This is a genomic window from Bowmanella yangjiangensis (genome assembly GCF_017255015.1).
In the GTDB taxonomy this organism is placed as follows: Bacteria; Pseudomonadota; Gammaproteobacteria; order Enterobacterales; family Alteromonadaceae; genus Bowmanella; species Bowmanella yangjiangensis.
In genome coordinates this window covers 20,509-35,741 of sequence record NZ_JAFKCS010000011.1, presented here as the reverse complement: position 1 = coordinate 35,741, position 15,233 = coordinate 20,509, and the positions used below count along the sequence as shown (strand labels likewise).

Genomic DNA, 15,233 nt, shown 5'->3' with positions numbered 1-15,233 from the left:
CCGTTGTGTCACACCGTTCACACTTGTTTTCATTACGTATCGGGCATGCCTTTCGGGAAACCTGTCTAAGCGGTGAATACGGCAAAGGGCAATTTCGACAGGATCTGTTTGCTGGGATCAGTGTCGGTATTATTGCAATACCTTTAGCCATGGCGCTTGCTATTGCCAGCGGTGTTGCCCCTCAGCATGGACTATATACCGCAATTATTGCCGGTTTTGTGATTGCCTTAAGTGGCGGTTCAAGGCTTAGCATTTCAGGTCCCACGGCGGCCTTTGTGGTCTTGCTTTTTCCCATTACCAGCCAATACGGTATAGCCGGACTGCTCGTCGCCACGTTGGGCGCTGGGCTCATTTTGATCATGATGGCCTTGCTCAGGTTGGGGCGATTTATCGAGTATATTCCAGAGTCAGTGGTACTTGGCTTTACCTGTGGAATCGCCCTGGTTATAGCGATATTGCAGATAAAAGATGTTTTCGGCTTACCTATAGCGCAGCTCTCTGACCAATTTTTGTATAAAGTACCGCAGCTTATTTTGGCTCTGCCGGATTTAGATTGGCCGAGCCTGGCGGTTGCCGCGACGACTTTACTTATTATGTTGCTATGGCCTCGTTTGCGGCTCCCTGTGCCAGGGCATCTTCCCGCACTTCTCGCCGCCAGTCTGCTCGCGTGGGGATTGGTTCAGGCAGGGTTTGAGGTAGATACCATTGGTAGCCGTTTTTCGTATATTTTGGCTGATGGCAGCCAGGGAATGGGGATCCCTTCGGTACTACCTGCATTTCAGTGGCCCTGGATGTATGTAGAAGAAGGGCAGCCCGGACTGACATTGAGCTGGCAACTTGTTAAAGATCTCCTCCCAGCGGCTTTTGCAATTGCCATGCTTGGGGCAATAGAGTCGCTGCTGTGCGCTGTCGTGTTGGATGGTATGACTGGACAGCGACACAGCGCAAACAGTGAGCTTCTGGGGCAGGGTATAGGTAACTTAGTCGTGCCTTTTTTTGGCGGTATTACTGCCACTGCAGCACTGGCACGTTCGGCTGCCAATGTGCGCGCGGGAGGTGTCTCTCCCATGTCGGCCATGCTACATGCCTTGACGGTATTAGCGGCGCTAATGCTGTTTAGCGATATTCTGGCATTTGTTCCCATGTCAGCAATGGCCGCACTATTATTAGTGGTTGCCTGGAATATGAGTGAAGCACACAAGGCGCTTCACTTACTTAGAACCGCGCCAAGAACGGATATTTGGGTGTTTCTGACCTGTTTCTTACTGACGGTGGCACTTGATATGGTCATCGCTATTACAGCCGGCATCTTGTTAGCCGCCATGCTGTTTGTGAAAGACATCGCGGAGATGACCAAGATCACCGACATCACCCAAAGCAAGCGCTTGATAGGCAAACCGCTACCCCAAGGCTGGTCGGTATTTAAAATCAACGGACCGCTGTTTTTTGCTGCTGCAGACCGAGTTTTTGGCGAGTTATCAACCTTATGCGAAGACCGTCAGGGTTTTGTTTTGTATATGGACGGCGTCACCTTATTGGATGCCGGGGGGCTTGCTGCATTGAACAAACTAATCAGTCAGTGCCAGCGCAAAAACACCCAGATATGGATTGCTGACCTACAATTCCAACCGCTGCGCGCCTTAGCAAAAGCAGGGGTTAAACCTATACCGGGCGTCATTGCCTTCTACGCCAGTTTGGCCGACGCACTACAAGACTTGGCGGATGCTGATGCACAGAAGCAACAGGCATCAGAGTAAACAAAGTGTGATTGGTTAAATATTCCACAGTTTACTGTGTGAATTGCGGTATAATGCCGCGCTTTTTTCCAACCGGTAGTGCCCTTTGTCAGTTCAAGCCACCATTAAAGCCGAACGTTCACTGTTCTCTTACCCCAAATATTGGGCGCATTGCTATGGCACTGCGCCGTTTTTGCCCATGAGCCGGGCCGAAATGGATGAACTTGGCTGGGATAGCTGCGACATCATTCTGGTTACCGGGGATGCCTATGTGGATCACCCTAGTTTTGGCATGGCGGTAATTGGCAGGGTGCTGGAGTCACATGGTTTTCGTGTCGGTATTATTGCGCAGCCGGACTGGACCAGCAAAGAGCCCTTTATGGCGCTGGGTAAGCCGAATCTGTATTTCGGTGTCACGGCCGGTAACATGGACTCGATGATTAACCGCTATACCGCGGATAAAAAGCTGCGCCATGATGATGCCTATACACCAGGTAATGTTGGCGGAAAACGCCCAGACCGGGCAGTGACCGTCTATTCACAGCGCTGTCGCGAAGCGTATAAAGATGTGCCGATCATCATTGGTGGCATTGAAGCCAGCCTGCGTCGTATTGCGCATTATGATTACTGGTCTGAAAAAGTCCGCCGCAGTATTTTGTTTGATGCCAAAGCCGATTTGCTGATGTACGGCAATGCTGAACGCCCCTTAATTGAGGTAACGCACCGTTTGGCCGCCGGTGAAAATATTGCCGATATACAGGATGTCCGAGGCACGGCCATTATCGTTAAGCAGGCCTTGCCTGAGTGGCAGGGCGTAGACTCTACCCATCTGGATACACCAGGAAAGATTGACCCAATTCCCAGCCCTTATCAGGTGGAGCCTGAGTGTGATTCACAAAAGTCCAGTCCAGAAGTGACCGATGATGGTGTGGTGATTCAGCAGGTTGAGGCTAAGCCCATTGTGATTCAGCCGGATAACCGCCGTAAGCCCTGGGAAAAGGTATACGTTAAGTTACCGGCCTTTGAAGTGGTGCGGGACAACAAGTCCTTATATGCCCATGCGTCCAGAGTGCTGCATCAGGAGGTTAATCCCGGCTGTGCGCGGGCCTTGCTGCAGCGCCATGGTGACCGGCACATTTGGATCAATCCTCCGGCCATGCCGCTGGAAACCGAAGAAATGGATGCGGTATTTGACCTGCCATACCAGCGGGTTCCGCATCCGGTTTACGGCGATGCGAAAATACCCGCCTACGACATGATCCGTTTCTCTATCAATATCATGCGCGGTTGTTATGGTGGTTGTTCATTCTGCTCCATTACCGAGCATGAGGGACGGATCATTCAAAGCCGTTCGGAAGATTCTATTATTCGTGAAATCGAAGAGATCCGCGACAGAGTACCTGGGTTTACCGGGGTTATTTCCGATCTAGGTGGCCCCACGGCCAACATGTACAGATTACGTTGTAAGAGCCCTAAAGCCGAAGCAACCTGCCGCCGGCCGTCCTGTGTCTACCCATCAATCTGCGCGCATATGGATACTAACCATGCGCCGACCATTAATCTGTACCGGCGGGCGCGTAATCTCAAGGGCATTAAGAAAATCCTGATTGCCTCCGGGGTGCGTTACGATCTGGCGGTAGAAGATCCTGAGTATGTGAAAGAGCTGGCCCTCCATCATGTGGGAGGCTATCTGAAAATTGCTCCTGAGCACACCGAAGACGGCCCCCTGTCAAAGATGATGAAGCCGGGCATGGGAAGCTATTATCGTTTTAAAGAGTTATTCGATAAATACTCGGCTGAAGCAGGTAAAAAGCAATATTTGATCCCGTATTTTATTGCTTCACATCCGGGTACCACTGACGAAGACATGCTGGCCCTGGCGATTTGGCTAAAGGAAAACCGCTTCCGGTTGGATCAGGTGCAGAACTTCTATCCCTCACCCATGGCCAGTGCCACGACCATGTACCACAGTGGTGTGAACTCGCTGAAAAAAGTCAGTAAGGATTCAGAAGCAGTATTTTCGGCCAAAGGTGAAATTCATCGACGTCTGCACAAAGCCATGCTGCGCTATCACGACCCTAAGAACTTTGCGCAAATTCGTGAAGCGCTTAAGAAAATGGGCAGGGAAGACCTTATTGGTCGCGGTCCTCAGCATTTGGTTCCGCCAGAGTCAGGCGATGAGCGCAAGCAGAAACCGGCCAAGGGTGGCCAGCGTGCACTGACCAAACATACCGGCTTGCCACCACAACCTAAGTGGAAAAAGCACAAGGGCAAAGCACAAGCGACAGATGCTAAGGGAAAAGATAGTCAGCGAAACCGACAGCGCTAACTTAGCCAGCCACGTTAAAAAAGCGCCTACGGGCGCTTTTTACTTTGCAAAGCCAAGCCAATCAGTCAAGCTTGTAAAAGACCACCAAGTTGTATCCAAGTGGTTGTTTGATAAGGACAGATATGCCGCAGCCAGACAATAAACATCATTCCACCAGAGTGAAACCAGTTAAAAAATATATGCAGGGCGAACCCCTGGCTCCCTGGCGTGAATCGCTGCATGAAATTATCTTCGAAGCGGAAACACCTGCTGGCAAATGGTTTGATATTGCACTGATCCTGGCAATAGCGGCCAGCATTCTGGTGGTGATGCTGGACAGCGTGGCAGCCATTAATCTTAACTACAAGACTTGGCTTTTTGCCGCCGAGTGGTTTTTCACCATCTTGTTCAGCATTGAATATCTGCTGCGTTTGATTTGTGTCAGACGGCCCCTTCGTTATGCCACCAGTTTTTTTGGCATTGTGGACTTAATTTCCATCTTACCCAGCTTCCTAGCGCTGTTTTTCACCGGTGCACAAACGTTATTGGTTGTGCGCGGTTTAAGGGTGCTGCGCGTCTTCAGAATTTTCAAATTGGGAGAATACCTGGGGGAAGCACATGCTTTGATCCGGGCGATGCGCAATAGCCGCGCTAAAATTGCGGTATTTCTGTATACCGTGTGCGTATTTGTGGTGATTTTTGGCGCTGCCATGTACCTGATTGAAGGACCGGAACATGGCTTTACCAGCATTCCACAATCCATGTACTGGGCGGTGGTGACCTTAACCACGGTAGGATACGGCGATATCTCCCCGCAAACACCGCTTGGGCAGATGCTGGCATCTATGGTGATGATTCTCGGCTATGCCATTATTGCTGTACCTACCGGCATATACAGTGCCGAGCTGGCAAGGGAATATCGACGCGATGTTACCCGCTTTGCTTGCAGACATTGCGGCGCAGAAGGTCACGATAATGACGCTAAATTCTGTAAGTACTGTGGCGGCACTGTGCCTTAGCCTCTAGGCCTGCCAAAACGACAATCCCAGCCCTACCAATGCGGCACTAAGCAGAGGAATAAACACCCGCAACAACATACCTTGACCAGCAATCGACACGCTCATGCCGGCTTTAACCAGGGTATTGGTACTGCATGCGAGGATAATACCTGTTACCGCAGAAGACAGCGGGATCTGCTCCACACTCATCCGGGATAAGGTCAGGTTAACCGGATCTACGTCGGCAATGCCGGATACTACAGCGAGCAAGTAAATGCCGCTATCGCCAAAATATTCGGTAAGTGCTCTACCAACCAGTAAGATGGTAGTTAGCAGCACGCCAAAGCCAATGGCAGACTTCAGTTCCAGTGGATTGACCAGATGTTCAATGGTTGCCTGGGGTGTGAGGTTGCGCTTAAACCAAAAGATCAGTGCAAAAGACAAGGTGACCAAGGTCATGGCCGCTATGGGTAATATAAGTTGACTGAACAGTGAAGGATTAATCAAGGAGGCCACTAAAAGCACCCTTGGAAACATAGTGCAGCAGGCCAATAGTATGCCCACCGCCAATGCCCCCTGTAACAAAGGCTGTTTCTGGCTAAGTCTGGAATAGTTGAGGGTGAGGGCGGTTGAAGACGCCAGCCCCGCGGTGACCGCCGTAAGTAAAATGCCTTTATCGGCACCGGCTAACTTGATACTGATGTAGCCGACAAAAGAGATGCCTGCTATCAGCACCACCATCAACCAGATTTCATAAGGATTGAGTACCTGCCAGGGGCCGTATCCCTGATTGGGTAGCACCGGCAGTAACACCAGCGAAATCAGTAACAACTGTAGTACGGCTTGCAGCTCCCGTTCTTCCAATCGCTTTAACCAGGCATGTAACAGCTCTTTATAGCGCAGCAGAAGCGCCGTTACTATGGCCGCAGACACGGCTAACTCGGTCATTTTCAGCGTAGCAAGCGCGCCCAGCACCAAAGTTAGCAGCAGGGTGACCAGACTGGTGGCGCTGGCGTCGCGATTATCGTCCCGTCTAGCCCAATAGGCTAAACTGACAGCCAGAGCAAAGCCGATAAATATAACCGCAAAAGCGGACATGCCAAGAATAGCGCTCAGCAGCCCGGCACAACCGCCGAGCATGCCGGTAAGGCCGAAAGTGCGCAGTCCTGCGACTCTGGTCCCTTCCGCTTGCAAGCGAAAACGCCAACCGCGTTCTACGCCGATAAGCAGTCCAATTGCCAGGGAAATACCCAATGAAATCAATGGGGTGGTAGTGTCCAGATCCAGCACTTTGTATCCTAACGAAGCTTTTTCACAGCTTAATCAAAAGCAGCGAAAAGGTGAAGCTTCAAGTATTTTCTATTCTCTGGGTCAGACGGGATAGGGCTTGAGTAATCTATTGGCAATAGACAAGGCCAGTGAAATTGGCAACACCAGCGACAGGCAAAGCAGCAAAAACGTCAGCATGTCGCCCTTTATGCTTCTGACAACCAGATAATCGCTGACTTCGACAAGCAATTAATGTCCAGTAAGACCGAATACGTGAAATAGATGTGAAATGAAAAACGCCCTGATGACAGGGCGTTAATTAAAAAATTAAAGTTTGATAAAGATTTTTCGCTTATACAGCCAGGCAGACAGCAGGTAAAGCAAGCCCACGGCTATCAAGGCGAACAGTAAGGAAGCGTTTTTCTGCGACATAAAGCCGCTGAAAAACTCGAAAGTCCACTGATAGGCACTGGTGGTCTTGCCGTCTACCTCAAAGAGAATGACCTGACCAAGTGTTGCGGCATATAACCAGGACAATACATAGATAAACAGCGGGTTGCTGCCGTAAACCTGTGCCCAATGAAATCCTTTCTGCCACTGGCGGATATCGTGGCAGTACACAATCAGTGCCAGAGTTAGCCAGGCAAATGCGGCTGTTACCAATACGTACGACCCCGTCCACAGGGCTTTATTGATGGGCTGTAAAGGATGCCACAATAAACCGGCTAGCAGGGCAATGGCAGCCCAGGTGAGCAAGTTCTTAATTTTAGCCTGATTGTTGGAACAACCGGATAACATGCTGGAAGTAAGGTAACCGGCCAACAGCGTCACCGTTGCAGGAAGGCAGCTTAGCAACCCCTCTGGATCAAAAGCCAATCCAAAGCCCTGATACAGATGGTTAGTGCCAATAATTGCCATATCCAGTTGGCGAACCAGGTTGTGCTCCAGCGACCAGGGATCGGCATTAATTTGCATAAGCAACCAATAACCAATCAATATGCCAGCGCTGGCCAGCCATATGCCGCGGGTATTGAGGGTCAAGATAATCAGCGCGCCGACAAAGTAACAAAGGGCAATGCGTTGCAATACGCCCATAACACGCCAGTTTTCCGGGTCGCCGGTAAAGGGATAAATGTTCAGTGCAAAGCCAATTATGAACATTAACAAGGTACGTTTAATGATCTTAACCCAGGGGATTTGGCCCTTAGGAATACGTCCCATGGAATGAAACATGGCCGCGCCGACGATAAACAAAAAGAATGGGAAAATCAGATCCGTTGGCGTTAGGCCGTGCCAACTTGCATGTAATAGTGGCGCATAAACATGTGACCAGCTTCCTGGGGTATTGACCAAAATCATGGCGGCCAGGGTAAGTCCCCTGAAAATATCCAGACTCAATTCTCTTTTCATTGAATCACCTCTTAACATTGATACAAAAAAGCGCGCCATATAGAGCGCGCTCTTTTGATTTGAATTGCTTACCAGCTACGCTTTTTGTGACCGGCTACCGCGAAGTACAGAATAAACAGATAGCAAGGTACGAGTACGATGTAGCCAAACTGCTGACCGGCTGCATCACCTGAGCCGCTCAGCAGGCCCCAAAACATAGGACCGAAAGCGCCTCCGGCAATACCCATAACCAATAAACCAGATGCAACGCTAGTCAGCTTGCCTAAGCCTGAAAGTGCCATAGGCCACACAGCTGGCCACACAATGGCATTGGCTAAACCCAGCACAGCAATGAGCAACAAGGAATTTGGTAGCTGCGCACCACCAAAAGGTACCAGCAAGGCATCTGCAAGGGCGGTTGATTCAGCACTGCCAAATACTATGGTCAAAGACAACAGAATGCCCAGTACGGCCGAGAAGGTTAGCGCTTTTTGCTGGGAAATAACCCGTGGGATCAGGATGATCCCAAGTACATAACCCACCACCATGCACACCATAGTGTAGGAGGTCATGACGCTGTAGTTTTCTACGCCTAAAGACAGTGCGTAGGCACCGATAGTATCAGCCGCGATAACTTCGGCTGCGACGTAGAAAAACAGCGACAGCACGCCCAGAACCAGATGAGGGTGGCGCAGTGCTTCTTTTACTGTGCCTTGTTCGCCGGTCTCTTCATCACCATCTTCCAGCTCAGGAATAGGGGAGAACTTAACAGCCAGGGCAATAACACCAAAGAAAGCAGCCATGCCCAGATAAGGCAGAATCAAGCTGTCCGCCATCATGGTGACTTCTTCGGCGGTCAGTTCTTTACCAACCAGGCCGGCAAATTGAGCGGCAATCAGCGCGCTGAACACCAGGGGGGCGACGACACCGGCACTCTTATTCAGAATACCCATGATACTGACTCGCACCGCGGCAGACTCTTCAGGACCTAAACGCACCACATAGGGGTTAACTGCCGTTTGCAGAAGCGTTTGGGCAATACCCATACAAAGCTGGGCAAACAGGAAGAGGCCGAAGGTTTGGGTTTCAGCAGCCGGAATGTATAGCAGGGCAGCTAATAACATGCCACCAATGGCCAGTGCCATGCCGTTCTTATAACCAACCTTGCGAATAACCCAGGCTGAGGGAATGGCGGTAAAAGTGACGGCAATATAAAAGTTGCCCAGAATTAACGCTGCCTGAAAGGGAGTCAGGTCAAAAATTTGTTTTAAATACGGCATTAACGAGCCGTTTAGCCAGGTTGCAAAGCCCAATATAAAGAAAAGACCAGCAACAATGGCCATGGGAATGGCATTGCTTTTGGTCAGGTCGCGGCTACTCATTGTGGTATCCATCTTATTCTCACTTTGATTAACGCCAGGCCGAAGCACCGGCACACTTGTTGATGCCGGCGGCTCAGAGCATTGCCTGACCGCCAATCCAGTTTTGTTTTACATGCTGATTTTCATCCAGCAGTACCATATCTGCCTGGTAACCTGGGAGCAACTTACCAATTTTGTTATCAAGTCCAAGGTAACGCGCTGGCGTCAATGAGGCCATCAGAATGCTGTCGCTAATGGTAAAGCCCAGATCACGATGGCAATTGCGTACCGCACTGGCCATATCCAATGCCGATCCTGCAAGTGTGCCGCCGGGTATGGTCAGCATGTCACCGTCGCGGCGAATGGTGGTGTCAAAAAACGGCAACTCATTCATCTCGGCGCCCACATGCGCCATGGCGTCAGTAACCAGCATAATGCGCTCAATACCTTTGGCTTTAATGGCCGCTTTAGCACTGATGGCATGTACGTGGTAGTGATCCAGAATTAAGCCGCAGTAACTGTCACTGGCCAAAGCGGCGCCAACCATGCCTGGTTCACGACTGGTCATGGCTGACATAGCGTTAAACAGGTGGGTAAATCCATCCGCACCGGCTTCTATGGCCGCCAAGGTGGTATCTACGTCTGCATTGGAATGACCCAAACAGACCTTAACGCCACGTTGAACCAGTTCACGGATAATGTCTGCAGGCACATTCTCTGGTGCCAGGGTGACCAGCACTTTACCCAAGTCACTGCGGCAAAACTGTTCAAGTTCTGCATCAGTGATAGGGCGGATAAACTGTTCCCTGTGTATACCCTTTTTAGGTTTACTCAGGTGGGGGCCCTCAAAGTGAATACCATGAATGCCTGGCGTATTGGCGGCAATCGTTTCGGCCATGCCGTCCGCGGCACGACGGATTATGTCCAAGCCGTCGGTAATCAGCGTAGGTAACATAGCGGTAGTACCAAAGCGGGCATGGGCTTGCAACATAGTAGTCAGGCCCTGAACAGATTGGTCGGTGTTAAATAACACACCGCCACCGCCATTAACCTGTACATCCACAAAGCCGGGGGCCAGCAGGCCGTCCACTTCGACAGTTTCGGCCCCAGCCTGCGGAGCAAGCGAAACCACTTTGCCATTTTCTACTGTGACACAGGCATCCTGATGCAACTGCTCACCATCGAAAAATAATCTGCTTAAGTAACTTACCGCCATGAATATCCCTTCTTACAATGTTTGCGTTACTTTATTCAAACCAACAGGTGAGTCTGGGTCGTAACCCAATTCTTGTGCTACCTGTTCAACATCTAAATAGAAACGTTGCAGTAAGGTTAATGGGGCCAGGCGAGGGTGGACATCCTTAGATGTTTGGTTCATATGGCACAGTACGGCGCCGCGACGACCTACTTCTTCGATTTGTTGACGATGGGCCTCAACTGATTCGTCTTCAATAGTCAGGTCAACCACGGCCAGTTTCTTCTGTACCAAAGTGACTGGACCATGCAGGAATTCGGCACTGGAGAAGGCTTCAGCATGCACGCTGCATACTTCTTTAAGTTTCAGTGCCAATTCACGTGCGATGGCGTAACCAAAACCACGCCCCAATACAACGCAGTGTTTGAGGTCACGGACAAAATCCACAGTCAACTGAACAGGCGCTTCGATGGCTTGTTGCAGGGCGTCTGGCAGTTGCTCCAGCGCGGCAATCAACTCTTTATCCTGTTTCCAGTAGGCCACCATTTGCAACAAGGCACTCAGAGTACACAAATAGCTCTTGGTTGCTGCCACGGCTTTTTCTGCACCAGCATTTAAAGGCAACACGAAATCGACCAACTCAGCCAGAGGAGAGGTGGTGTCATTGACCAGAGCCACCACCAAACCACCGGCATTTTTGGCTGCTTTAGCCTGGGCCAGGATATCCGGGCTACGACCAGACTGAGAAATAACAATGACCAGGGCTTGCTTAAGCTTCAGTTCTTTACCGTAAACACTAGCCACAGAGGGGGCGGAAGCGGTAACAGGTGTACCTGTTTCGATTTCAATCAGGTATTTGGCAAACACGCCCGCGTGATCTGATGAACCACGTCCCACCATCAACACAAAGGCAGGATCAAACAAGCGGATACGTTGACCTAGCTGATAGCAAGCCTCCTGATTATCCACTAACTGACTTCTGACACGATTGGGGGTTTCAGCGGCTTCTTGAGCCATGATACTGGTTGACATTAAGCTTTCTCACTTACTAAGGCTTGTTGTTGGGCAAATAAAATAGCTCCGTTTTCCGGAGGCTGCTTGGCGGGCTCGACTCGTTCGCGAACATCTTCGTCCAGCCAAGGTTGGATGCGTGGTGCCAGACCGCCGATCATCGACAATCTGGGCGGGTTGTAGGTTAACAGTTTTCGCGCTAAACGGCTGATGTAATCCGCCCCGTTTAATACGATGTCCAGCGCCAGGGTGTCTTTAACGGCGGCCTGTTCAATAACCAAAGGGGCCAGCTTGGCATAAGCGGATGGCTTAAGATTCGCCATTTTCTGGGCCAACTCCTGGGCATTGTTGCATTGGGTAAAATCTAATACGCGCTGCGATAGTTCACTATTTGGTAACAAGCCATCCAGGGCTTGCAAGGTCTGCTTGATAGCGGTAATGCCCATCCAGGCGCCGCTACCTTGATCGCCGACACTAAACCCGTAGCCGCCAAATTCGTGGGTATGGCCGTTAACATTAACCATACCTATTGAACCGGTACCGGCGATAATAACAGCACCATCCATGCCGTTATGTGCGCCGATGCAGGCAATTTGTAAGTCGGTGGTAATGTGGAACTGAGCGAACGGGTGGTCCCACTGCTCCAGCATCACGCGATATTTGGGCAGGTTAACACCGGCCAATCCTGCGCCTACAATAAGTTGATCAACCGTACTTGAAGCTAGGCCTGCCGCATGCAGGGCTTGTTCAGTGGCATCCATAATGGAATTGATGGCTAAGTCCAGACCCTGATTTGGGTTGGCCGGACCAGAGATACCTGTACCGAGTGCCTGTCCCTGTTCATCTGTTAGCAGCACTTTGCATTTACTGCCACCACCGTCAATACCGAGGTAGAGATTTTCCAGCCTCTTCATTTACACATTACCTTCTAACAAATCGGAACAGGTCATGCCCATTACAGGTTGACCAGCGAAACCGTAGCCTACCAAAGAAATGACAGCGTTGTCATTTTGTTTTGTAATCATTTGGTAAAGTTTTTTCATCTTTAATTCACCAGTGTGATGCGACTACTGCGTTGCATACCTGGTAAGCGAGAGCGCAGTTCCACTTTACCCTGAACATTGACCGGCCCTTGATAGACCGTCCATACACCATTAACTTGGCGATACTCAATTTGTAACCCCGGCCACAAGGTATTGGCATGCAAAGTACCCTCAACCACTTTGGCACCCGGAGGGGGCAATCGGAACATCACTTTGTCGACCATCGCCGGAAGGTATTTGCTTACCAATGCCTGACTGAAGCCAGCCCAATCCTGACGTAAGCCCGCTTCCTGTGCACTGCCAAAGTAATCAGTAGTGGGGCCGTATTCTCGTCCTGCTTCGTAGGCCAATTCCCAATCTGCTTTGTGCCAAGCGCGTTCGGCCATGGCATGCAGGCGCGGATAAATCATAAATTCGGCACGATTGTCGTCCCTTACGGTTTCACTCCAAAGCTGCCCCTGCATGCCTAAGAAACTGGCACCCGGCTTGAGAGGTGAGTCGTCTTTGGCGGTAAAAGGGGTACCCATTCGGTTTGGCCAAAACTCTGCGTGGGCAGGTAGGTTATCCGGCATAAAACGGAACACTTTAAAACTGTCGGTATTGCGTGAGGCCCAGTAATAACCAGGTTCTAGCGGATCCAGTGCATAAGGAAAGTCAAAATATAAGGCGTCAGGAATGGACAGCACCACGTCCCAGCCGCGGTTAGCGAAATCCTGCGCGCGGTTGTGACCTTGCCAGAACAGCGCATCCCATATGTTAGCCTGAATACGTGGTGCCAGCTTTTCCTGCTCAACATGGCTTAAGCCATCGCTCCAGGCGCCTGCGGTGATACCCATGGCATTAACAATCTTGGTCACCTTTTCTACGAAATAGGCCGTTAACTGCTCGGGATCATCCATATTGTTTTCAGCGATGATATCAGCACAGGCCGGGGACTCTTTCCACGCACCGGCGGTCTCATCGGCACCAATATGGTAGCGATTGAGAGGCATTCCTGCGTCCTGATGCATCTTGTTAATTTCATTCAGCACCTTGCTGACGAAGCGATAAGAAGAAGGCAAGCAGGGGTTGATAGTGTTGTCATTGTAAAACTGCACCGATGAATAGACTGTGGTGTCTTGTAAGTCGGTGAGTAAATATTCATTGGCCAGTTCAGGCTTTTCCTGCTGCATAAATTTATTGTATCTGGCCATCATGGAGCGAGTTGCGGCGCGGGAATGGCCCGGCATATCTAATGAAGGAATGACTTCGATATGACGTGCTTTAGCGTAAGCCAATATTTCCTGGTAGTCGGCCACACTGTAATAGCCATTACCCGGTGCATCCCGGTTTGGTCCTGCACCCAATTGGGGCAGCAGACACTGTGTTTCTGTTGGGTCGTAACAGCGATAGGCGCCGATGTCCGTCAGCTCAGGTAACCCAGGAATTTCCAAGCGCCAGCCTTCATCATCTGCCAGGTGGAAATGCAGTTTGTTAAGCTTAACGCTGGCCATTTGGTCCAACAGTCTTAGTACCATGTCCTTACTGTGGAAGTTGCGTGATACATCAAGGTGCATTCCGCGGAATGGGTATCTGGGCTGATCCTGATATTGGCCGCTTGGAACCTTAGCATCCTGTGCCAGGGTAGCCAGGGTGATTAAGGCGTAGTAGCGACCGCTGCCACTGGCTGAGGTCACCTGAATACCCTTGTCGCTAACCTTAAGATGGTAAGCATCGGTAGCAAGACTTTGATCATCGACAAAACTAACCGCAACACCATTCTGATTGACGGTAATACCACGAGCATCAAGATATTCTAAGGCATGCGCAATGACGTCGGATTGCTTAATCGCGATACCACCGCTTAGGTCAACACTTGCACCGTCTAATTGTACGGCACTGATGGCAGGGATAATCCTTGCTGCGTGCGCAGGAGACTGAGCAGAATTGACATCCTCATAATGGTTGTAAAGCCACTGGGCGTCAGCCAAGGGCAAGCTATCCTCCTGGCTACGTCGATACTGCTCAGGTTTGCTAAGCGGCGCCACATGTTGATTGTAGGTAAGCTGACTATCCTGATCTTTGATTTCCCTGGTGCTTTCAATAATGGCTGGCTTTAAGCCATCGGCTACCACAAAGTAGTTGGGCATCTGATCGGATGCCGATGCATGCCAGAAAGTGCCTTTAAGAGGAATATCGTAAACCTGACCGGCTTTAAAACCTTTGAATGCAGTTGAAGGCCTGATGATATGCAAGTCACCATTGACATGGGTGATATCAAACAGCTCACTGCTATCCTTTTGAATAGGGGTAGTGTGGCTGAAGTAAAGCTGCCAGTCTGCTGCGGAGAAATCTTGTGACACCTTCAAACTAATGCGAGCATCAAAACACTTACCGCCGCCAAACTTATCGTCGCAACCTCCAGCATTTACATTGTCAATAACCTGGTAACTAACCTGCAGATCTTGAGCAAGATTGTTTAGCTGTGCTTGGTTCAACGTGGATGTTTGTGCGGTTGCGACGCCGCCAAGCATAGAGAGACCAATGGCAATTTGAGATAGTTTAAATCCAGACAAGAGACAATCCTTTATGTTGCTATTCAACCCGACTCAGGCTGTATATTCTTTGTTTATGACAACGCTGTCATTTATGTTAACAAAGATGTATTGTGTTGCAAATGTTTTGTTCGATAGGGATGTTTCGCAGGGCTGATTTAGGGCTTTACTCGGAATATGGAGTCATAGACTAATTGGTGTCCTATGCATGATGGTTTCATAGCTGTATGTAAGCCCAATAGCAGTCAATGGGCTGTTCATAACAACTTCCAGATATTCTCAGCACCGCTTTTAATCTGTGACAGCGTTGTCATTTATGTTAGAAATATGTTTCCTGATGTTGTATTTGAGGTAAAGAGCAAAGACTTCGTAGCCTACGTAAGTAATAA

Annotated in this window: 12 protein-coding genes; 3 read left to right on the top strand and 9 right to left on the bottom strand. The window is 50.0% G+C overall.

Going from position 1 to position 15,233, the window contains the following annotated elements; all coding sequences use genetic code 11:
* Positions 1-5 precede the first annotated feature (5 nt).
* From dauA to J0A65_RS12360, 3 genes are all read left to right on the top strand, one after another.
* Positions 6-1,757, top strand: a complete 1,752-nt coding sequence (dauA, locus tag J0A65_RS12370; RefSeq protein WP_206594496.1) for a C4-dicarboxylic acid transporter DauA — start codon at positions 6-8, stop codon at positions 1,755-1,757.
* Positions 1,758-1,950: 193 nt separating this feature from the next.
* Positions 1,951-4,065, top strand: a complete 2,115-nt coding sequence (locus J0A65_RS12365; protein ID WP_232849930.1) for a YgiQ family radical SAM protein — start codon at positions 1,951-1,953, stop codon at positions 4,063-4,065.
* 122 nt (positions 4,066-4,187) lie between these two features.
* A complete protein-coding gene (locus tag J0A65_RS12360; RefSeq protein WP_332874339.1) occupies positions 4,188-5,063 on the top strand; it encodes an ion transporter in 876 nt (291 codons plus the stop codon).
* Positions 5,064-5,066: 3 nt separating this feature from the next.
* On the opposite strand, the gene J0A65_RS12355 is transcribed toward J0A65_RS12360, so the two are convergent.
* From J0A65_RS12355 to J0A65_RS12320, 9 genes are all read right to left on the bottom strand, one after another.
* Positions 5,067-6,332 (bottom strand): MgtC/SapB family protein, encoded by a 1,266-nt coding sequence (locus J0A65_RS12355; protein ID WP_332874337.1) that lies wholly within the window; start codon positions 6,330-6,332, stop codon positions 5,067-5,069.
* A gap of 81 nt (positions 6,333-6,413) precedes the next feature.
* Positions 6,414-6,560, bottom strand: a complete 147-nt coding sequence (locus J0A65_RS12350) for a hypothetical protein (protein ID WP_206594495.1) — start codon at positions 6,558-6,560, stop codon at positions 6,414-6,416.
* A 78-nt stretch (positions 6,561-6,638) separates the two neighbouring features.
* A complete protein-coding gene (locus J0A65_RS12345) occupies positions 6,639-7,721 on the bottom strand; it encodes an acyltransferase family protein (RefSeq protein ID WP_206594494.1) in 1,083 nt (360 codons plus the stop codon).
* 68 nt (positions 7,722-7,789) lie between these two features.
* Positions 7,790-9,082 carry an N-acetylglucosamine MFS transporter NagP gene (gene nagP / locus J0A65_RS12340; RefSeq protein ID WP_232849923.1) on the bottom strand — a complete coding sequence of 431 codons (1,293 nt, stop codon included), beginning with the start codon at positions 9,080-9,082 and terminating at the stop codon, positions 7,790-7,792.
* A gap of 73 nt (positions 9,083-9,155) precedes the next feature.
* On the bottom strand, positions 9,156-10,277 hold the full coding sequence (gene nagA, locus J0A65_RS12335; RefSeq protein ID WP_206594492.1) for an N-acetylglucosamine-6-phosphate deacetylase: 1,122 nt from the start codon (positions 10,275-10,277) through the stop codon (positions 9,156-9,158).
* Between the two features lie 12 nt (positions 10,278-10,289).
* Positions 10,290-11,288 carry a glucosamine-6-phosphate deaminase NagB-II gene (gene nagB-II / locus J0A65_RS12330; RefSeq protein ID WP_206594491.1) on the bottom strand — a complete coding sequence of 333 codons (999 nt, stop codon included), beginning with the start codon at positions 11,286-11,288 and terminating at the stop codon, positions 10,290-10,292.
* On the bottom strand, positions 11,288-12,181 hold the full coding sequence (gene nagK, locus J0A65_RS12325; protein WP_206594490.1) for an N-acetylglucosamine kinase: 894 nt from the start codon (positions 12,179-12,181) through the stop codon (positions 11,288-11,290). The genes nagB-II and nagK overlap by 1 nt, the downstream gene beginning before the upstream one ends.
* Complete coding sequence (locus J0A65_RS27685; protein ID WP_269814665.1) at positions 12,182-12,310, bottom strand: hypothetical protein; 129 nt, start codon at positions 12,308-12,310, stop codon at positions 12,182-12,184.
* Between the two features lie 2 nt (positions 12,311-12,312).
* Positions 12,313-14,865 carry a family 20 glycosylhydrolase gene (locus J0A65_RS12320; RefSeq protein ID WP_206594489.1) on the bottom strand — a complete coding sequence of 851 codons (2,553 nt, stop codon included), beginning with the start codon at positions 14,863-14,865 and terminating at the stop codon, positions 12,313-12,315.
* Between the last annotated feature and the right edge of the window lie 368 nt (positions 14,866-15,233).